The sequence below is a fragment of the Streptomyces sp. NPDC048275 genome, from assembly GCF_040652275.1.
GTDB lineage: Bacteria > Actinomycetota > Actinomycetes > Streptomycetales > Streptomycetaceae > Streptomyces.
In genome coordinates this window covers 208,733-226,384 of sequence record NZ_JBEZLR010000002.1, presented here as the reverse complement: position 1 = coordinate 226,384, position 17,652 = coordinate 208,733, and the positions used below count along the sequence as shown (strand labels likewise).

The 17,652-nt window shown below is 70.5% G+C and carries 19 protein-coding genes; 4 read left to right on the top strand and 15 right to left on the bottom strand.

Annotated elements, in window-relative coordinates; all coding sequences use genetic code 11:
• Positions 1-48: 48 nt before the first annotated feature.
• A complete protein-coding gene (locus AB0D57_RS02370; RefSeq protein WP_362066075.1) occupies positions 49-408 on the bottom strand; it encodes an MmcQ/YjbR family DNA-binding protein in 360 nt (119 codons plus the stop codon).
• 227 nt (positions 409-635) lie between these two features.
• Between AB0D57_RS02370 and AB0D57_RS02365 the strand changes: the two genes are divergently transcribed.
• The 3 genes from AB0D57_RS02365 to AB0D57_RS02355 are packed head-to-tail and all read left to right on the top strand — an operon-like array spanning position 636 to position 2,088.
• Positions 636-815 (top strand): hypothetical protein, encoded by a 180-nt coding sequence (locus AB0D57_RS02365; RefSeq protein WP_362066073.1) that lies wholly within the window; start codon positions 636-638, stop codon positions 813-815.
• Positions 812-1,417, top strand: coding sequence for a sigma-70 family RNA polymerase sigma factor (locus tag AB0D57_RS02360; RefSeq protein WP_362066071.1), 606 nt, complete (start codon positions 812-814; stop codon positions 1,415-1,417). Before AB0D57_RS02365 ends, AB0D57_RS02360 begins: the two co-directional genes overlap by 4 nt.
• Positions 1,417-2,088, top strand: a complete 672-nt coding sequence (locus AB0D57_RS02355) for a hypothetical protein (RefSeq protein WP_362066069.1) — start codon at positions 1,417-1,419, stop codon at positions 2,086-2,088. The genes AB0D57_RS02360 and AB0D57_RS02355 overlap by 1 nt, the downstream gene beginning before the upstream one ends.
• Before the next feature lie 15 nt (positions 2,089-2,103).
• On the opposite strand, the gene AB0D57_RS02350 is transcribed toward AB0D57_RS02355, so the two are convergent.
• The 8 genes from AB0D57_RS02350 to AB0D57_RS02315 form a co-directional block, all read right to left on the bottom strand.
• A complete protein-coding gene (locus tag AB0D57_RS02350; protein WP_362066067.1) occupies positions 2,104-3,009 on the bottom strand; it encodes a LysR family transcriptional regulator in 906 nt (301 codons plus the stop codon).
• A gap of 37 nt (positions 3,010-3,046) precedes the next feature.
• Positions 3,047-4,240: a glycine C-acetyltransferase gene (locus tag AB0D57_RS02345; RefSeq protein ID WP_362066065.1), complete on the bottom strand. Its 1,194-nt coding sequence runs from the start codon at positions 4,238-4,240 to the stop codon at positions 3,047-3,049.
• A 189-nt stretch (positions 4,241-4,429) separates the two neighbouring features.
• Positions 4,430-5,458 (bottom strand): L-threonine 3-dehydrogenase, encoded by a 1,029-nt coding sequence (gene tdh, locus AB0D57_RS02340; protein ID WP_362066063.1) that lies wholly within the window; start codon positions 5,456-5,458, stop codon positions 4,430-4,432.
• Positions 5,459-5,644: 186 nt separating this feature from the next.
• Positions 5,645-6,247, bottom strand: coding sequence for a GAF domain-containing protein (locus AB0D57_RS02335; protein WP_362066061.1), 603 nt, complete (start codon positions 6,245-6,247; stop codon positions 5,645-5,647).
• A gap of 28 nt (positions 6,248-6,275) precedes the next feature.
• Positions 6,276-6,875, bottom strand: a complete 600-nt coding sequence (locus AB0D57_RS02330; protein ID WP_362066059.1) for an ATP/GTP-binding protein — start codon at positions 6,873-6,875, stop codon at positions 6,276-6,278.
• Positions 6,853-7,224 carry a DUF742 domain-containing protein gene (locus AB0D57_RS02325; RefSeq protein ID WP_362066057.1) on the bottom strand — a complete coding sequence of 124 codons (372 nt, stop codon included), beginning with the start codon at positions 7,222-7,224 and terminating at the stop codon, positions 6,853-6,855. Before AB0D57_RS02325 ends, AB0D57_RS02330 begins: the two co-directional genes overlap by 23 nt.
• Before the next feature lie 2 nt (positions 7,225-7,226).
• Positions 7,227-7,661, bottom strand: coding sequence for a roadblock/LC7 domain-containing protein (locus AB0D57_RS02320; RefSeq protein WP_362066055.1), 435 nt, complete (start codon positions 7,659-7,661; stop codon positions 7,227-7,229).
• 74 nt (positions 7,662-7,735) lie between these two features.
• Positions 7,736-9,757, bottom strand: coding sequence for an ATP-binding protein (locus AB0D57_RS02315; RefSeq protein WP_362066053.1), 2,022 nt, complete (start codon positions 9,755-9,757; stop codon positions 7,736-7,738).
• Positions 9,758-10,268: 511 nt separating this feature from the next.
• Between AB0D57_RS02315 and ligA the strand changes: the two genes are divergently transcribed.
• Entirely contained in the window at positions 10,269-12,377 is a 2,109-nt protein-coding gene (gene ligA / locus AB0D57_RS02310) for an NAD-dependent DNA ligase LigA (RefSeq protein WP_362066051.1), read from the top strand.
• A gap of 381 nt (positions 12,378-12,758) precedes the next feature.
• Here the strand turns inward: ligA and AB0D57_RS02305 are convergent, their stop codons facing one another.
• From AB0D57_RS02305 to AB0D57_RS02280, 6 genes are all read right to left on the bottom strand, one after another.
• Positions 12,759-13,205, bottom strand: coding sequence for a hypothetical protein (locus AB0D57_RS02305; protein WP_362066049.1), 447 nt, complete (start codon positions 13,203-13,205; stop codon positions 12,759-12,761).
• A 32-nt stretch (positions 13,206-13,237) separates the two neighbouring features.
• Positions 13,238-13,708 (bottom strand): SHOCT domain-containing protein, encoded by a 471-nt coding sequence (locus AB0D57_RS02300; RefSeq protein ID WP_362066047.1) that lies wholly within the window; start codon positions 13,706-13,708, stop codon positions 13,238-13,240.
• A gap of 177 nt (positions 13,709-13,885) precedes the next feature.
• On the bottom strand, positions 13,886-14,548 hold the full coding sequence (locus AB0D57_RS02295; protein ID WP_362066045.1) for a DUF308 domain-containing protein: 663 nt from the start codon (positions 14,546-14,548) through the stop codon (positions 13,886-13,888).
• A 502-nt stretch (positions 14,549-15,050) separates the two neighbouring features.
• A complete protein-coding gene (locus AB0D57_RS02290; protein WP_362066043.1) occupies positions 15,051-15,248 on the bottom strand; it encodes a hypothetical protein in 198 nt (65 codons plus the stop codon).
• 127 nt (positions 15,249-15,375) lie between these two features.
• On the bottom strand, positions 15,376-15,894 hold the full coding sequence (locus AB0D57_RS02285; RefSeq protein ID WP_362066041.1) for a hypothetical protein: 519 nt from the start codon (positions 15,892-15,894) through the stop codon (positions 15,376-15,378).
• An 18-nt stretch (positions 15,895-15,912) separates the two neighbouring features.
• On the bottom strand, positions 15,913-17,541 hold the full coding sequence (locus tag AB0D57_RS02280) for an MFS transporter (RefSeq protein WP_362066039.1): 1,629 nt from the start codon (positions 17,539-17,541) through the stop codon (positions 15,913-15,915).
• Between the last annotated feature and the right edge of the window lie 111 nt (positions 17,542-17,652).

The following is a 17,652-nucleotide window of genomic DNA, read 5'->3' as shown; positions in this document are numbered from 1 at the left end:
TCCTGCCTCCGGATCATGCCACGGCGCACTGACAACGCCGGCGGAATTTCAGTCGACCGCCGGAAGCCCCAGCTCCGGGTAGGACTCGAGCAGTCGGGACGGGGCCGACTGGCGCCAGGAGTCGGCGAGGATGTCGCGGAGTTCGTCGCCGTCCTCCAGAGCCGCGAGACGGACCCGGACCCAGGCGAAGACGGCCTCGTGGTCGGCGATCCAGAACTTCGCGGGCTCCGCCAGGGCGAGTTCGTCGCGCTCGTCCTTGGGGCAGCGCACCGCGATGGAGGTCTCGTCCTCGGGGAGCGTGGCGAACATCTTCCCCGCGACCCGGAACGTGGGCATGCTCCAGGCGATCTTCTCCGTCGTATCCGGCAAGGAGAGGGCGATACGACGTACATCTTCGGCATCCGGCATGAGACGCACCGTAGCCAATGGCACCGACAATCACCCGACGGCCGACGGCCCACAATGGTCGATGATTGAACTAGCTGCTATCAGACCGATACTGAACGTAATATTTTTCGATACCCGACTGCACATTCGGGTCGCCATGGACGCTTCATGGGTGGAGGCGGATGGTGCCTCTGGTGCCGGGGTGGGACACGGCACCTGGAAACAGCACAGGTACAGGGGAGGACCCCGTGCAGCAGAGCGCTGCCGCGTGGTTGTTCGAGATCGCGCTTGCCCTGAGGGTGTTCGGCCCGGACGTACTCCGTGCGTGCCGCCGACTGTTGACGGCCGGCGTGCGCATCGGCATCACCGGACTGACCGGCACCCGCGCCCCGTCCCGCAACTCCGAGTCCACCCGGGACGTCCCGTGAGCGGGGACAGCGGGCCGGAGGAGACCGGCGGGGCCATCGGTGTGCCACGGGTGATACCCATCGACCAGTGGGATCGCGCCACGCAGATGGCGTACTGGGGCTTTCACCATCAGCGCCGCCAGGACTACATGCGCTACGCCTACCTCCAGCTCGGCTCCGACGCCGACGCGGAAGAGGCCGTGGACCTGACCTTCGACCAGGTCATGGACCGCTGGCCACGGATGCTGCGGATGGAGAACCTGGAGGGCTACGCCTGGACGGTCCTCAAGCGCCGCATCATCGACATGCACCGCAAGCGCAGGCGCCGCCCGGAGCTGATGGAGGTCGCCGCCTTCGAGGCCGCCCTCGCGGACCCCACGGAGGATCCGTACGACACCCTCACCGACGCCATCGCGTTGTACGGGGCGGTCGCCTCCCTGAGCGAGCGCCAGCGCGACGCGATCCTCCTCTACTACGGCATAGGTTTCACGGCCGCCGAAGCCGCCCTGCTGATGGGCAACGAGGAAGCCACCGTCCGCTCCCAGCTCCGTACCGGACGCAGGCGCCTCGCCACCCTGCTCAAACTCCACAGCCCGGAGCACTCCGACGGGAAGACCCCCTGATGAGCACCCTGCCGCCCGACCGCCGCACCATCGACGACCTGTTGGCCAAGGCCCGCACCCAGGACCGGTACAACGACTACGACCTCGCGGCCGCCGAAGCCCGCCTGCGCAGCCGTCAGGCAGCCCGTCACCGCCCGCGCAACCCCGAAGCCGCCCTCGCGCACACCGAGTGGACCACCCCCGAGGACGACCGCACCCCGGATGCCGACCGCGCCTGGTGGGACCTGAACGCCGTCAGCCTCCTGGTGCTGTTCGGTCCGGACGCCGACCGCCATCTGAGCGATTTCATCGACAGCCAGTACGCCGACACGACCGGCGCCCTGGTCTTCGCATGCCTGCTGCATGTGGCGGGCGACAGCAGCGGAGCACGGTTCTGGTGGCGCTTCGCGGCCGGCGTCGGTCACCCGGTCGCCGAGTACTGCCTCTTCCTCGAACACGCCCACAGCGGTGAGTACCACGACGCCGACCTCTGGCGTACCCAGCTGGTGCGCCAGCACTTCGAACCCACCTACATGTGCGGCGACCGCGTCACCGCGCCCGTGGTCAACCCGCCGCTCATCGCCGACGTCCACCCGCACATCACTCGCACCCACCACCCCGAGCTCGGGACGGTCCCGCTCCCCCAGCCTCCCCTCGTGAAGGAGCTGCGCCACCTCACGTCCCTGCTGTAGCCGACCTTTCGACACTCACTCCGCGGTCGCCGCCTCCGCCAACGCCTCGAGCACCGGGCTGATCAGCGGATGGCCCTCCGCGCCACGTCGTACGGCCGCGAAGACCCGGCGGGTGGGCGCGACTCCGTCGACCGGGCGCACGAGCACGCCGGTGAGGTCCATGCCGCGCAGGGCCGAGCGAGGCACCAGGGCGACGCCCGCGTCGGCCGAGGCGAGGGCGACGACGGCACGGAAGTCGTCCGAGGAGTGCTCGAGGTGGGGCTGGAATCCCGCGTTCTCGCAGGCCAGGACGACCACGTCATGGCAGGGATTTCCGGGGTACGGACCGATCCACGGATCCTTGGCGAGCTCGGCGAGCGGGACCTCGTCGGCGTCGGCCAGCCGGTGCGTGACCGGGACGACCGCGTCGAAGGGCTCGGCGTACAGGGATACATGGGCGAGGCGCGGGTCGTCCGCGTCCGGGGCGCCCCGGTACTCGACGGCGACCGCGATGTCGACCTGCCGGTCGAGCACCATCGGCAGGCTGGCGTCGCCCTCGGCGTCCTGGACACGGACATGGATGCCGGGTGCCGTACGGGCGAGCCGGGCCAGGGCGGGGGCGACGACCAGGCCGATACCGGTCGCGAACGAGGCGACCGTGACCGTGCCCGCCGAGCCCGCGCTGTACGCGGCCAACTCCGCCTCGGCACGCTCCAGTTGGGCCAGGACCGCGTTGGTGTGGCCAAGCAGGATCTCGCCGGCGGGAGTCAGCCGTACGCCCTTGGCGCCGCGCTCGACGAGCCGGTGGCCGGTCTCCTGCTCCAGGGCGGTCAGCTGCTGGGAGACGGCGGAGGGCGTGAGATAGAGCGCGGCGGCAGCCGCCGTGACCGTGCGGTGGTCGGCCACCGCACGGAGGATGTGGAGCCGCCGCGCTTCGATCATGTGACCGATTCTCTCAGGTCGGGCGCTCTGCTCCGCGTCAGGCACCCAGCTCCGCGCGGGCGGCCACGAAAGCGTCCACCGCCCGGTTCACGTCGTCCGTCGAGTGCGCGGCGGACAGCTGCACCCGGATCCGGGCCTGGCCCTGCGGCACGACCGGGTACGAGAAGCCGATCACGTACACGCCGCGCTCCAGGAGCAGTTCCGCCATCCGTCCCGCGACGGCCGCGTCGCCGATCATGACGGGGGCGATCGCGTGGTCGCCGGGAAGAATGTCGAAGCCCTCCTCGGTCATCCGGGAGCGGAACAGCGCGGTGTTCTCGGCCAGCCTGTCGCGCAGGTCGCCCGCCGACTCCAGCAGATCCAGGACCTTCAGTGAGGCCGCCGCGATCACCGGGGCGAGCGTGTTCGAGAAAAGGTACGGGCGGGAGCGCTGGCGCAGCAGCGCGACGATCTCGGCGCGGGCGGCGACGTAACCGCCGGACGCGCCGCCCAGCGCCTTGCCGAGGGTGCCCGTGATGACGTCGACGCGGTCCATGACGCCGTGCAGCTCGGGGGTGCCGCGGCCGCCCGGGCCGACGAAGCCGACGGCGTGCGAGTCGTCGACCATGACCATGGCGTCGTAGCGGTCGGCGAGGTCGCAGATCTCGCGCAGCGGGGCCACATAGCCGTCCATGGAGAAGACGCCGTCGGTGACGATCAGCTTGCGCCGGGCGCCCGATGCCTCCTTCAACTGTCGCTCCAGATCGGCCATGTCACGGTTGGCGTACCGGAAGCGGCGCGCCTTGGACAGCCGGATGCCGTCGATGATCGAGGCGTGGTTGAGGGCGTCGGAGATGACCGCGTCCTCGGCGCCGAGGAGGGTCTCGAAGACGCCGCCGTTGGCGTCGAAGCAGGAGGAGTACAGGATCGTGTCCTCCTGGCCGAGGAACGCGGACAGCCGCGCCTCCAACTCCTTGTGCACCTCCTGCGTACCGCAGATGAAGCGCACGGAGGCCATGCCGTAGCCCCAGCGGTCGAGAGCCTCGTGGGCGGCGGCGACGACCTCGGGGTGGTCGGCCAGGCCGAGGTAGTTGTTGGCGCAGAAGTTGAGGACCTCGCCGGGGCGGCCGCCCGCCGTGACACTCACGGTCGCGGACTGGGGGGTGCCGATGACGCGCTCGGGCTTGTGCAGGCCGGCGGCGCGGATCTCATCGAGGGTGGTGCGAAGGTCGTCGCGTACGGAATCGAACATCAGGGGCTCCATAGGATGCAGTGGGCGAGTGAGCCGAAGGGGCGCGACTGTGTCGGGCGAACATGGGGGTCCCCCTGCTCGAACGAAGTTGAGAGCTTGGGGGAGCGCGGAGGCCCGACGAAGGAGGGCTGAGCACGGTCGAGCTCTCGACACAGGCTCAGGCGCCCCGGAGGCGAACCGAGCCGAAAATCAAACAGCCCAGTCGAGGATGACCTTGCCGCCGCGGCCGCTCGCCGCGTCGGCGAACGCCGCCTCGTAGTCGTGGAAGCCATAGCGGCCGGTGATCACGGGGGCGAGATCGAGGCCGCCTTCGAGCAGGACCGACATCGCGTACCAGGTCTCGAACATCTCGCGGCCGTAGATGCCCTTGATCGTGATCATCGAGGTGACGATGCGGGACCAGTCGACCGGGAACTCCTGGGCGGGCAGACCGAGCATCGCGATCCGGCCGCCGTGCGTCATGTTGGCGATCATGTCGCGCATGGCCTCGGGGCGCCCCGACATCTCCAGGCCGATGTCGAAGCCCTCGCGCAGCCCCAACTCCCGCTGGCCGTCGGCGATCGTCGCGCGCGAGACGTTCAGGGCGAGGCTCACGCCGATCTTTCGGGCGAGCTCCAGACGCTCCTCGCTGACGTCCGTGACGACGACGTTGCGGGCCCCCGCGTGCCGGGCCACCGCGGCGGCCATCAGACCGATCGGGCCCGCGCCGGTGATCAGTACGTCCTCGCCGACCAGCGGGAAGGAGAGCGCCGTGTGCACGGCGTTGCCGAACGGGTCGAAGATCGCGGCGACATCGAGGTCGACCGGGACCCGGTGCACCCACACGTTGGCGGCGGGCAGAGCCACGTACTCGGCGAACGCGCCGTCGCGGCCGACGCCCAGGCCGACCGTGGCGCGGCACAGGTGGCGGCGCCCGGCCAGGCAGTTGCGGCACTTGCCGCACACCAGATGGCCCTCGCCGCTGACGCGGTCGCCGACTCCGATGTCGATGACGTCGCGGCCGGTGTCGACGACCTCGCCGACGAACTCGTGCCCGAGCACGAGTGGCGTCCGGATGGCCTGCTGGGCCCAGCCGTCCCAGCTGCGGATGTGCAGATCGGTGCCGCAGATCCCGGTCCTGAGGACCTTGATCAGTACGTCGCCGGGGCCGACCTCCGGCTCCGGGACGTCCACGAGCCAGAGCCCGGGCTCCGCCTTCTCCTTGACCAGCGCCTTCAAGCTGCGGCTCCTGTGGGTGAGATCCCGGAGCAGGGCACGCTGAAGGAGCCCGTACCGGGGAGAGGGGTGAAATCCCCTAGAAATCTGCCGTACGGCGGCGCTCTCGGTCCATCGAGGATTTCTTAAGCGCCGCCGCAGCTTTCCTTCACACGCCGGGGGCGTTCGACAGGGCCTGGGCCGAGGGCCTCAGAACCCCCCGCCTCCCTCTCGCTGTTCGAGCTGCTCGACCAGTTCCGCCGCCATCGATTTGATGGCTTCAAGCCCGGCCCTTCCCCACGGGCGCGGCTCGAGGTCGACGACGCAGACCGTGCCGAGGGCGATGCCCGTGTGGTCGATCAGCGGGGCGCCGAGATAGGAGCGGACGCCGATCTCGTCGACGACGGGGTTCCCGGCGAACCGCGGGTAGTCGCAGACGTCCTCCAGGACCAGCGCCCTGCGCCGGACCACCACATAGGGGCAGAAGCCGTAGTCGCGGGCCATATAGCGGCCGACGCCCGGGGCGTTGCCGTCGGTACCGTCCGCGACGGCGGCCGGGATCGGTCGGTCGACCGAGAGATTTCCGTCCGGGGTGTGCAGACCCGCGAAGAACTGACGATTCTCGTCGATGAAGTTGACCATCGAGTACGGCACCGCGGCGACCTCGGCGAGCCGGTCCGCGAAGGCGTCGAGAACGGGTTCCGCACGCTCCCCCAGGCCCAGTCGGCGCAACCGCCGGACCCGGGCGGGAGCGTCCTTGTCCTCCGGGGTCAGGAGCAGACGACCGGCCGGGCGTGGCGGGTCGTAACTCATCCATGCCCTCCGTGCTGTGGGGCGTACGTCATGTGTGGGCTCCATGGCTCGGGGCGTGCGTCGGTGCGTGGGCGAGGAGATGGCGGACCAGGGTCAGCAGGGTCTGCACGCCCGAGCTGGAGATCCGGGCGTCGCAGCGCACGATGGGAATCCGGGCGTCGAGGCCGATGGCCGCGCGCACCTCCTCGGGGTCGTACCGGTAGGCGCCGTCGAACTCGTTGACGGCGACGATGAAAAGGAGACCGCGCTGCTCGAAGAAGTCGACTGCCGCGAAGCAGTCCTCCAGACGGCGGGTGTCGGCGAGGATCACCGCGCCGAGCGCGCCCTCGGACAGTTCGTCCCACATGAACCAGAACCGCTCCTGCCCGGGCGTGCCGAAGAGGTACAGCACATGCTGCGGATCGAGGGTGATGCGGCCGAAGTCCATCGCCACGGTGGTCTCCACCTTGTTCTCGACGCCGTCGAGGTTGTCGGTCGCGGCGCTGACCGTGGTGAGCAGCTCCTCCGTGCTGAGCGGCGCGATCTCGCTCACCGCGCCGACGAAGGTCGTCTTGCCGACCCCGAAACCTCCCGCCACCAAGATCTTCAGCGCGGTGGGAAAAGGGTCAGAGCTGTCGTCGTAGTCCATCGAGCACTGCCTCCAGCAGAGACCGGTCAGTGGGGTTGTGGTAGAAGTCCGGGGGCTTCGTGGTCAGTGCCCCGCAGTCGACGAGGTCGGAAAGCACCACCTTGGTGACCACCGCCGGCAGCTTCAGTTGGGCGGCGATCTCCGCGACCGAGACGGGCGCCCGGCACAGTTCGAGCGCCTGGGAGTACTCCGGTCCGAGGTAGCCGAGGGGGGTGGCCCCGGTGACCATCACCTGCGACAGGAGGTCGAGCGCGGTCGTCGGCCGGGTCCGCCCGTTGCTGACCGTGTAGGGGCGCACCAGGCGCCCCGCGGCATCATCGAGCCAGGGCCCGTCGCCGGCCGCGGCCACGTTCAAGGCCTCATCGCCCGCGGTTCGACGGAGGCCTGCCGGGGCGCGGTCATCAGATACGGGCGGACGCTCTTGACCAGCATGGCCATCTCGTAGCCCAGCACCGCCGCGTCGGCCTCGCGTCCGGCGAGCACGGCGAGGCAGGTGCCGGAGCCCGCGGTGGAGACGAACAGCAGCGTCGAGTCGAGTTCGACGACGACCTGGCGTACATCGCCGCCGTCCCCGAAGCGGACACCGGCGCTGCGACCGAGGGAGTAGAGGCCTGAGGCCAGGGCCGCCATGTGGTCGGCGCTGTCCGGGTCGAGGCCGTGGACCGACTTCACGAGCCCGTCGCAGGAGAGCAGTACCGCGCTGGTGGTGTGCGGCACGCGCTGCACGAGGCCGCTCATCAGCCAGTCGAGATCGGATACCTGGGCGGTCGGCGCATCGCTCGCCATGGTGGATCGACTCCTTGAGGTACGAAGGTCTCCGGGAGCGGAGGGGGTGGGGGTGGGGGTGGTGAGGGGGATGGTCATCCGGCCGACGCGCTCCCGTCGTGCCGGGCGGTGAGGTCGTGTCCGGGCGCGGCATCCCGCGCTCCCTGCGACTCGTGCGGGGCCGACGCATGCGCCGTGTGCGGCTCGGCTATGTGGGGCGCGCCCATCGGTGGTGCATCCAGAGGTGGTACGTCCCTGTGGGGCGCGCTCATGGACGGCTGGTCGACGCGGACCACCTCCAGCGGCGGCAACGCGTCCATGTGCCCGGGATCCAGGTGAGACCGATCGGCGTGCGCCCGCCCCAGGTGCGGCGCCTCCATGGGAACGGCCTCCACGCGGGCCACCTGCCTGGGTTGCGCCTCCGCGTGCTGGGCCTCCGCCAGCCCGATACCCCGCTGGAACGCCGCCATCAGGCCCGGGTCATGGCCGACGACGTACTCCGTCTCGGGACGGGGTGCGGGCCCGTCGCGCAGTTGGGGTGCGATGTGTTCCTGGGCGCGTCGTCTGGGCAGTTGGGGCTTGCCCATGGTGCCGCGGACCGCCCCGTTGCGGGGCGTGGGCGGCATGCTCGCGTTCGCCGCGGCGGTGTGCCGGTCCTCGGGACGGATGCCGGGGACGGCGTCCGCCGGATTGGGCCGCTCCGCGCGGGCACCGCGTACCGGCAGCGGCGTGGGCCCGCTGCCGCCCGTCACCGGCGCGGCGGGCACGGCGGACACCCCGCCGCCGGAGGGCACGGACGACATTCCAGGCCCTCCGGGAGGTGTGGGCGGCGCCGGCGGTCTCGCGGGCGGACGCCGTGCGCCCGCCGTCTGCTGGGGCTGCGCCTGGGTTACGTCCCCGGGGTCGCCCGGCATCGTGCCCACCAGCCCCTGCGGCACGACGAGTACGGCCTGGACGCCGCCGTAGATGTTGGTCTGGAGCCGGACGTGGATGCCATGGCGCCGCGCTAGCTGGGAGACCACGAACAGTCCGATGCGGCCGTCCTGCAGAAGGCTGGCGACATTCACCTGATCGGGGTCGGCGAGCAGCGCGTTCATCTTGTTCTGCTCTCCCAGGGGCATGCCCAGGCCCCGGTCCTCGACCTCGACGGCGAGCCCGGAGGTGACGAGGTTGGCGCGCAACAGCACTTGGGTGTGCGGGGCCGAGAACACCGTGGCGTTCTCGACGAGTTCGGCCAGCAGATGGATGACGTCGGCGACGGCGTGCCCGCGCAGGGCGCCGTCGATCGGCGGTACCAGCTTGACCCGCGAGTACTGCTCCACCTCGGCGATCGCGGACCGCAGGACCTCGGTCATGGAGACGGGGTTGCTCCACTGGCGGCGCGAGACGGCGCCGCCGAGGACGGCGAGGTTCTCGGCGTGCCGTCTGATGCGGGTGGCGAGGTGGTCGACGTGGAAGAGGCCCTTGAGCAGGTCCGGATCCTCGATCTCGTTCTCCAGCTCATCGAGGATCGAGATCTCGCGGTGCACGAGGGACTGAAGCCGCCGTGCGAGATTGACGAAGACCTCGACCTTCTGCTCACTGCCGGCCTGGCTGGAGAGCTGGGCCGCCTGCACGACGGCGGTGACGGCGCCGTCGTGCGCACGGGAGAGATCGGCGGCCAGCAGTTCGAAGTCGTCGGCGTCCTGGAGGGGTTGGCGACGCGCCTTGGGCGCGGGCGGGCTCTCACCGCGACGCAGTCCCTCGACGACGGTGCGCAGGTCGGCCTCCGTGCGCGCGCTGGCGCGACGCAGAGCTCCGAGGCGTTCCCGTACGGACGCAGCGGCGCGGTCGGCGGCCACGGCGGCGATCAGGATGCCCGCCAGGGCCACGCCCGTGGCGCCGGCGAGTACCGCCCACAGTGTGAGGCCGGGGCGTGCGCCGGTGGAGCGGACGGTGAACAGCACGGCCGCGCACGCGCTGAGGGCCACCGCGATCGGCGGCAGGACCGCCAGGCGCAGCAGTTGGGGCCGTAGGTGGCTCTCGGGCAGCGGGGGGCCGGTGCGGGCGACCGGTCGCCCGTGCCGCCCGCCCTCACGGCGGTCTGCGCGTGCGGCCGGTGCGCGAAGGTGAGACATCTGCGTCCTCGTACTGGTGCGTCGGGGGCACGGGGCTCCCGCGGGTCTGCGCGACTCGGGCGTGCGCCATCGCGGTGCCGGTCGCCAGAGCCGAAAAATTCGGCCCTGCGTCGCCCGACGGCAACTGACAGTAGTCGGCAACGCATCATGTGCGGTGGGCAGTTGACAAACTCCCACGGACAGCGTCCCGCTCTGGTATGAGGCGTCGCACTACAGACCGATAACGCACTCGGGCACGCGTTCCCCTGGGGCGTGGATTCGATCAGAGCTGGTCAGAAGCGGTCGGGGTCGTACGGCAGGGGCGAAGGAGCGGTTCGCTCCCCGACCTCCTCCGCCAATCGGACATTCGGGAAATTCGGCCCGCCGGTGCCGTCTCCCCGGCTCTCCGGTGTCCGCCATGGTCTCGACGCCGACGTCACCCGGCGTATCGGCGGACGGCGGTGTCTGCGGTCGGTCAGGCTCCAGGGCGACCGGCACGACGTTGTCAGTGGTGGCGTGCAGGATGACCGGCATGACAACAGCAGCTGCAGTGATCGTGAATGCCGCCGCCTACGCGCAGGCGGTCAAGGACGCGGTGAAGGCCTCGGCCGCCTACTACACGGGCGGCACCTCGGTGCTGGACGACGACGCCTACGACCGGTTGGTGCGCTCCATCGCGACGTGGGAGGCCGACCATCCCGACGAGGTGCTGCCCGACTCACCGATCGGGAAGGTCGCCGGTGGCGCAGTGGAGGGGGACGTCCCGCACACCGTGGCGATGCTGAGCCTGGACAACGTGTTCTCGTCCGAGGAATTCACCGCCTGGACCACTTCACTGGCCCGGCGGATCGGCCACGACGTGGAGCGTTTCAGTGTCGAGCCGAAGCTCGACGGCCTCGCGATCGCCGCCCGCTACACCCGCGGCCGCCTCACCAGGCTGATCACCCGCGGCGACGGGACGGCCGGGGAGGACGTCTCGCACGCGATCGGCACCATCGAAGGACTCCCGCAGGAGCTGGCCGAGCCGGTCACGGTGGAGGCGCGCGGCGAAATCCTGATGACCACGGCCCAGTTCGAGCACGCCAACGAGGTGCGCGCCCTGCACGGCGGGCAGCCGTTCGCGAACCCGCGCAACGCCGCCGCGGGCACCCTGCGCGCAAAGGACCGCGCCTACACCGTGCCGATGACCTTCTTCGGCTACGGCCTGCTCCCGCTGCCCGGCACCGAGTCGACGCTCGCCGCGCGACTGGGCGAACTCGCGCACAGCGACCTCATGACCCAGGCCGGCGCGTACGGGGTGAACACCACCGCCACCACCGCCGTCCCCGGCACCACCGCCGAAACCGCCGAGCAGGTGCTGGTCCGGGTGAAGGAGATCGCCGCGCTGCGGCCTCAGTTGCCGTTCGGAATCGACGGGATCGTCATCAAGGCCGACCTGGCCGCCGACCAGCAGGCCGCCGGATCCGGTTCGCGTGCCCCGCGCTGGGCGATCGCCTACAAACTCCCGGCCGTGGAGAAGACCACCCGACTGCTGGAGGTGGAGTGGAACGTGGGCCGCACCGGCATCATCGCCCCGCGCGCCGTGCTCGAGCCGGTCGAGATCGACGGCTCCACCATCACCTACGCCACCCTCCACAACCCGGGCGACATCACCCGGCGCGACCTGCGTCTGGGGGACCACGTCATGGTCCACCGCGCCGGCGATGTCATCCCCCGCGTCGAAGCCCCGGTCGTTCAGCTGCGCACCGGCGACGAACAGCCCATCGTCTTCCCGGAGGTGTGCCCTCGGTGCGGCTCCGGCATCGACACCAGCGAGCAGCGCTGGCGCTGTGAGAACGGCCGCAACTGCCACCTGGTCGCCGCCCTTTCCTACGCCGCCGGCCGCGACCAGCTCGACATAGAAGGCCTCGGCCACACCCGCGTCGTCCAGCTCGTCGAGGCCGGTATGGTCGCCGATCTCGCCGATCTGTTCGCCCTGACCCGCGACCAGTTGCTGGGCCTGGACCGGATGGGCGAGACCAGCACCGACAATCTCCTCGCCGCGATCAGCACGGCCAAGGCGCAGCCGCTGTCCCGGGTGCTGTGTGCGCTCGGCGTGCGCGGCACCGGCCGCTCCATGTCCCGCCGCATCGCCCGGTACTTCGCCACCATGGACCACCTCCGCGCCGCGGATGCCGAAACGATGCAGCAGGTCGAGGGCATCGGCACCGAGAAGGCCCCGTCCATCGTCGCCGAACTCGCCGAACTCGCCCCGCTCATCGACAAACTCGCCGCGGCCGGGGTCAACATGACCGAGCCCGGCGCCACCCCGCCCGACACAGCGGCCGGCGACGCCGAGGGCAGCGCGCAGCGCGGGGAGGAGGAGAAAGAGAAGGGGGAGGCGGCGGGCGGGCCGCTGGCCGGGATGGCGGTCGTCGTCACCGGCGCGATGACCGGCGTACTGGAGAAGCTCAGCCGCAACCAGATGAACGAACTGATCGAGCGCGCCGGCGGCCGGGCCTCCTCCAGCGTCTCCAAGAAGACCACCCTGGTCGTCGCCGGGGAAGGCGCCGGATCCAAGCGTGCCAAGGCCGAAGCCCTCGGCATCCGGCTGGCCGCCCCCGACGAGTTCGCCGCGCTCGTCGCCGACTTCCTCGGCTGACCCTCCCCCTGGGTCGATGGGTGTGCCACCTCACAGCCGCTGCCGGGCGGGGCTGGGAACAACCCCGGGCAGTCGGCCGTTCTTCACCATGTGGCTGCGGAGGGGACAGTGTCCCCGGGCCTCACCTATAGCCCATGGGGACGATCGTCCGGCTGAAGCCCCATGGAGCCTTCCGCCGAGAGGCGACCGCCCTCCGCCAGTCACCTTGTACGGCCCCGGCTGGTCTCCCCCGTCCAGCCGGGGCCTTCTCCCTATTCCCCCACCGCCTCGGCCGAGGCGGCGCCTGAATCCGCGTTCCGGCGGCGGCAAAGTCGCCCACCGCGGTCCCGGTACGGCACCGATCCTCACCGGCGCCGTACCGCCACCTGCGCCGGTACTCCCTCATCCGTTGCGCGGCGCACGCGCGTACGCGTCGGAGGACTCCTCGGGCCGTGCCACGCACAGAGCCCAGATGACGAACGCCGAGAAGGCGATCATCACGACCGACCAGATCGGGTTGTACGGCAGGGAGAGGAAGTTGGCGATGATGATGAGTCCGGCGATGGCCACGCCGAGGACACGCGCCCACATCGCCGACTGGAACAGTCCGAGGCTGACGATCACGGCGACCGCGCCCAGGATGAGGTGGATCCAGCCCCACCCGGTGAGGTCGAACTGGAAGACGTAGTTCTGGGTCGCGACGAAGACGTCGTCCTCGGCGATCGCCATGATGCCCCGGAAGATGTCGAGCACTCCGGCGATCATGAGCATGACGGCCCCGAAGGCCATCAGGCCGCTCGCCCAGTGTTGTTTCGTCGGCTGCGCGTGCGTGGTGTGTGTCGTGGTCATCGTGACGCCTCGTTTCGTGTCGTCCGGTGTGCTCAGCGACCGGAGGTGGAGGTGACGGAGCCCTTGTCGGCCGACGGCGGGCCGAAGTCGCTCAGAACCAGTTCCTTCGCCCTGCGGAACTCGTCGTCCGTGATGTCACCGCGGGCGCGGATCTCGGACAGCTTGGCGAGTTCGTCGACGCTGCTGGGTGCGCCCTTGCCGCCCGCGGTCTCCCGGATGTAGGAGTCGAATGCCATCTGCTGCTCGCGTGCCTGCGCCACCTCGCGGCGACCCATGTCCTTGCCACGGGCGATCACGTAGACGAAGACGCCCAGGAACGGCAGGAGGATGACGAGCGCCAGCCAGCCGGCCTTGGCCCAACCGCCCATGTCCTCGTCGCGGAAAATGTCGACGATGATCCGGAAGAGCAGGATGAACCACATGATCCACAGGAAGAACCACAGCATGGTCCAGAAGGCGCTCAGCAGCGGATAGTCGTACGCGAGGTACATCTGCGCGCTCATGTCTCTCCTCCGTTCCGAGCCTTCGCTCGGCAACCGTTCTGTGCCGTCCTCAGCGTGCACACGGCAACGCGCGGGCGACCTCACCCGAGACGGGTGATCGTGAGCGTGGTGGCAGACGCCGAGCCGGAGCAGCCGACACCGGACCGCGAACAGCCGACCAGTGCTCCAGGCGGGGTCTCAGACCGTCGCGGTGGTGCCGCGCCGGTCTGCGGTGCGCGACCTGTGGAGGGCGGCCCGCCAGGCGAAGGCGAGGACGAGCTCGGCCACACCGAGCAGCACGAGCCACACGCCGAGCAGCCGGGTCAGCGCGAGGGCCGACTCCGCCGGCAGGGCCAGCACCACGATCCCCGCGACGATGCCGAGCGCCGCGGCCCCGAAGACGAAGCCGCGGTGCGGCAGGTCCTTGGCGGCTAGGGCCGTGTAGGCGGTCAGCATGCCGGACACGAGCCAGACGACTCCGACGATCAGCGAGAGCGCGGCGATGGTCTGCATCGGGTTGCGCAGACAGAGCACCCCGGCCAGGACGAACAGCACCGAGAGGAGCAGCCCGGCAAGCCGTTCGCCGTGCTCCTGCCGGGCGAAGGCCGCCACGAAGCGGAACCCCCCGGTCACGAGCAGGTACAGCCCGATGAGCACGGCCAGGACGTGCAGGGTCTCGTCGGGCCAGACCAGTATCAGGATGCCCGGCACCAGCGTCGTGACCGCCGAACCCAGGATCCAGGTCCATGAGCTGCCCAGCCCCGCCAGCACGTCCGCGGGGTCGACAGCCGAAGTCGCGGCCGCCTCGTCGGGAATGTGCTCCGGTCCGGATTGCGGTACCGAACCAAGCGGTACGGTCATGGCTCCTCCTCGCGCGATCGAGCGGGCCGCCGCCCGGACCACCGGGCAGGACGGTGGACGGGGCCGCTCGGCCACCGTCCCGCGCACCGACGGCGGCCGGATCACCCCCAGCGGGTGATCCGCCCCTGAAGGGCCCAGAGGCTGCCCGGACGGAGCACGCCCGGTCCGGGCAGGGCTGGTACCGGCATGTCGGCAGCTCCGTCCCGGCCGGTGGCGACGGTCGTGGTCGTTGCCCGAGCCGCCCTCACCGTTCGCCGCCTCCTTGTCACCGGCCGAGAAAGCGGCGTACGGCAGGACCGCACGTACGCGCGCGCAGGGCTTTCGTGCCACGGCCGGTGCAAACGGGGACGGTCGGCGACCGGCTTCGCGACAGCGGGCGCGCCTTTGACGCGACAGCCGCAGAGCGCCGTTGAGGCAGAACTCCTTCGAGGTCGTCCCGCCCGGTCCGTCCCCGTGTCATCGCGGCGCCCGCTCGGCGCCCGCGGGTCGTCGTAGCGGCCGGTCACTCCGGCAGTTGGCGCATCTCCACGACGCGCAGTCCCAGCGAACGGCAGCGGGCCAGCAGCCCGTACAGGTGTGCCTCGTCGACGACCGGACCGAACAGGACGGTCTGACCGGACATCCTCACGTGATCAAGCTCCGGGAAGGCTTTGGCCAGCGTCTCCGACATAAGTCCGTTGACGCGGATCTCGTAGCGCATGAGCTGCCTCCCGCGGGCGGTCTGGGGGCAGGCGGACTAGGCCCTTCCCTGCGATCGTCGGCCTCGGCGCGTCGCCCGGCCTCACCCTGAGGAGGTGATCCGTCGGTCGACACCCGGACCACCTGTGTCAGTGCGTCAGAACGATCTTGAACAGGATGATCAGCAGGCCGATCACCAGGTTGACCGAAGCGCTGATGGCGACCATGCGCCAGGAGGCACCGGCACGACGTGCCGCGGCCGCCGACCAGCCCACCTGCCCGGCCACGGCGACGGAGAGCGCCAGCCAGACGGCGCCCTGCACATCCAGTCCGAGCAGCGGGCTGACGGCCACGGCCACGGCCGGCGGGACGGCGGCCTTGACGATCGGCCACTCCTCTCGGCACACGTCCAGCACCATCCGGCGGTCCATGCTGGGCTGCACCAGGCGCGCTCCGAACAACTGGGCGTGCACATGCGCGGCCCAGAACACCAGGCCGGTGAGCAACAGCAGCAGCACCAGATGAATGAGGGGGAACGAGCCCAGCGTGCCGGCGCCGACCACCACGGAGGCGGCGAGCATGGAGCCGTAGACACCGCCGCTGTAGTCGGTGTTGGCCCGGCGCTCGGCCCGGCGCGCCTCGGCCGTCGTGTGGTCGGTCTCGGACATCACGGCCTCACCTCGCGCTCAGTGCGTCGGGCCGAGGACGTCGGCCGGAGCATCGGTGCCCGGTTGCCCGGGACGGCTCGCCCGGCCGGTCGGCAGGTGCGAGGTGACCAGGAAACTGGCGAGAGTGATTCCCCCGGTGGCGAGGATCGCCGCTTTCAGGCCGCCGAGCTGCGCCGACGCGTACGAGTCCGTGACGGCGTCGACCTCGGCCGGCGGCAGCCCGGCCTGCTCCGCCGCCGAGCGCACCTGCTCGGTGGTGACGAAGCTGATCCCCGCTTCGAGAGCGACACCGGTCTTCGTACGGGCCTCCTCCGACAGGCGGGGATTTTCCTCCACCTGGGTGGTGAAGGCCTGGGCCAGAGCACCGATGAGCAGCGACCCGATGAGCGCGGTACCCAACGCCGAGCCCAGATTCTGGGCCGTGAACTGTAGCCCTCCGACCTCGCTCCGCTCCTCCTCGGCGGCACTGGACTGGACGACGTTGCCCAGTTGGGAGGCGAGCAGGCCCATGCCCACGCCCAGCAGTGCCATGGCTCCCGCGAACTGCGCGTCGTCGATGACCGGGTCGATGGTGGCCAGCAGCCACACGATGGCTGCCGTCAGGGTCGCCAGAGCCAGCCGGACCACCGTGCGCGGTCCCGCCACCCGCGCCAGCCGTGAGGCGCTCGCGGAGGCGACGAGCATGGTGATGGACACCGGGAGCAGTCGCAGCCCCGTCTCGAACGCGTTGAAGCCCTGCACCACCTGCAGGTACAGCGGGATGGTGAAGAACAGGCCCAGCAGGATGAGGTTCTGGCTCAGCAAGGTCATCAGACCGGATCGCAGCACGGGTCTGCGCAGCAGGGACAGATGCACCAGCGGGTCGGCACCGTGGGCGTCCCGCCGCCGCTCCCAGCGGACGAACCCGGCCAGGACGAGTACCCCGGCGCCAACGACGAACAGTGTCGGCGCGAAGCCCAGGACGGTGAAGGGAGGGTTGCGGGGCTGCACCCACCCCCAGGAGCTGCTCTGCAGCACACCGAGCACGCCCAGCGCCAGTCCGGTCGCCGAGAGGACGGCGCCGACGCCGTCCAGGCGGGGGCGGGGTCCGGTCCGGGCGGACTCCGCGATCACCCGGTGGAAGCACAGGACGGCCACGACGACCACGACCTCACCGGCGAAGACCAGACGCCAGGTCAGGTACGTCGTCACCCAGCCGCCCAACAGCGGGCCGACCGCGATCCCCGCACCCGCGAGCCCGCCGATGACGCCGTAGGCGACCACCCGGTCCCGCCCGCGGTAGGACTCCGCGACGAGGGCCGCCATGGCCGGCAGCACCATGGCGGCGCCGAGTCCTTCGATGACCGACCAGCCCAGCACCAGGACCCACAGGGTGGGAGCCACGGCCGTCAGGGCCGACCCCGTGCCGTAGACGACCATGCCGATGACGAACAGCCGACGGCGTCCCAGGATGTCTCCGAACCTGCCACCGATGATCATGAAAGCCGCCATGACCAGCGCGTAGAGCGTGATGACGGCCTGGATGGCGGTGACCTCGGTGTCGAAGTCCTCGACCAGCTGGCTGATGGACACGTTCATGACGGAGGTGTCCAGGACCATCAGGAACTGGGCCGTGCCAAGGACGATCAGAGCCCGCCAATGCTTCACGGTGTCCACCTCATGAGTCGGCCCGGGACGCCGGCGGAGGCGGTCGGGCGGCGGTCGTCCGGCACCCGACCGCCACCGCCCATCACATCCGAGGACGTCAGACGGTGCCTC

What these genes read in the sequence shown, in the direction of transcription:
- AB0D57_RS02345 (WP_362066065.1), bottom strand. Translation starts at nt 4,240, where the DNA reads ATGTTCGATTCCGTACGCGACGACCTTCGCACCACCCTCGATGAGATC.
- AB0D57_RS02320 (WP_362066055.1), bottom strand. Translation starts at nt 7,661, where the DNA reads ATGGCGAGCGATGCGCCGACCGCCCAGGTATCCGATCTCGACTGGCTG.
- AB0D57_RS02295 (WP_362066045.1), bottom strand. Translation starts at nt 14,548, where the DNA reads ATGACCGTACCGCTTGGTTCGGTACCGCAATCCGGACCGGAGCACATT.
- AB0D57_RS02370 (WP_362066075.1), bottom strand. Translation starts at nt 408, where the DNA reads ATGCCGGATGCCGAAGATGTACGTCGTATCGCCCTCTCCTTGCCGGAT.
- ligA (WP_362066051.1), top strand. Translation starts at nt 10,269, where the DNA reads ATGACAACAGCAGCTGCAGTGATCGTGAATGCCGCCGCCTACGCGCAG.
- AB0D57_RS02330 (WP_362066059.1), bottom strand. Translation starts at nt 6,875, where the DNA reads ATGGACTACGACGACAGCTCTGACCCTTTTCCCACCGCGCTGAAGATC.
- AB0D57_RS02290 (WP_362066043.1), bottom strand. Translation starts at nt 15,248, where the DNA reads ATGCGCTACGAGATCCGCGTCAACGGACTTATGTCGGAGACGCTGGCC.
- AB0D57_RS02300 (WP_362066047.1), bottom strand. Translation starts at nt 13,708, where the DNA reads ATGAGCGCGCAGATGTACCTCGCGTACGACTATCCGCTGCTGAGCGCC.
- AB0D57_RS02305 (WP_362066049.1), bottom strand. Translation starts at nt 13,205, where the DNA reads ATGACCACGACACACACCACGCACGCGCAGCCGACGAAACAACACTGG.
- AB0D57_RS02285 (WP_362066041.1), bottom strand. Translation starts at nt 15,894, where the DNA reads ATGTCCGAGACCGACCACACGACGGCCGAGGCGCGCCGGGCCGAGCGC.
- AB0D57_RS02315 (WP_362066053.1), bottom strand. Translation starts at nt 9,757, where the DNA reads ATGTCTCACCTTCGCGCACCGGCCGCACGCGCAGACCGCCGTGAGGGC.
- AB0D57_RS02350 (WP_362066067.1), bottom strand. Translation starts at nt 3,009, where the DNA reads ATGATCGAAGCGCGGCGGCTCCACATCCTCCGTGCGGTGGCCGACCAC.
- AB0D57_RS02355 (WP_362066069.1), top strand. Translation starts at nt 1,417, where the DNA reads ATGAGCACCCTGCCGCCCGACCGCCGCACCATCGACGACCTGTTGGCC.
- AB0D57_RS02335 (WP_362066061.1), bottom strand. Translation starts at nt 6,247, where the DNA reads ATGAGTTACGACCCGCCACGCCCGGCCGGTCGTCTGCTCCTGACCCCG.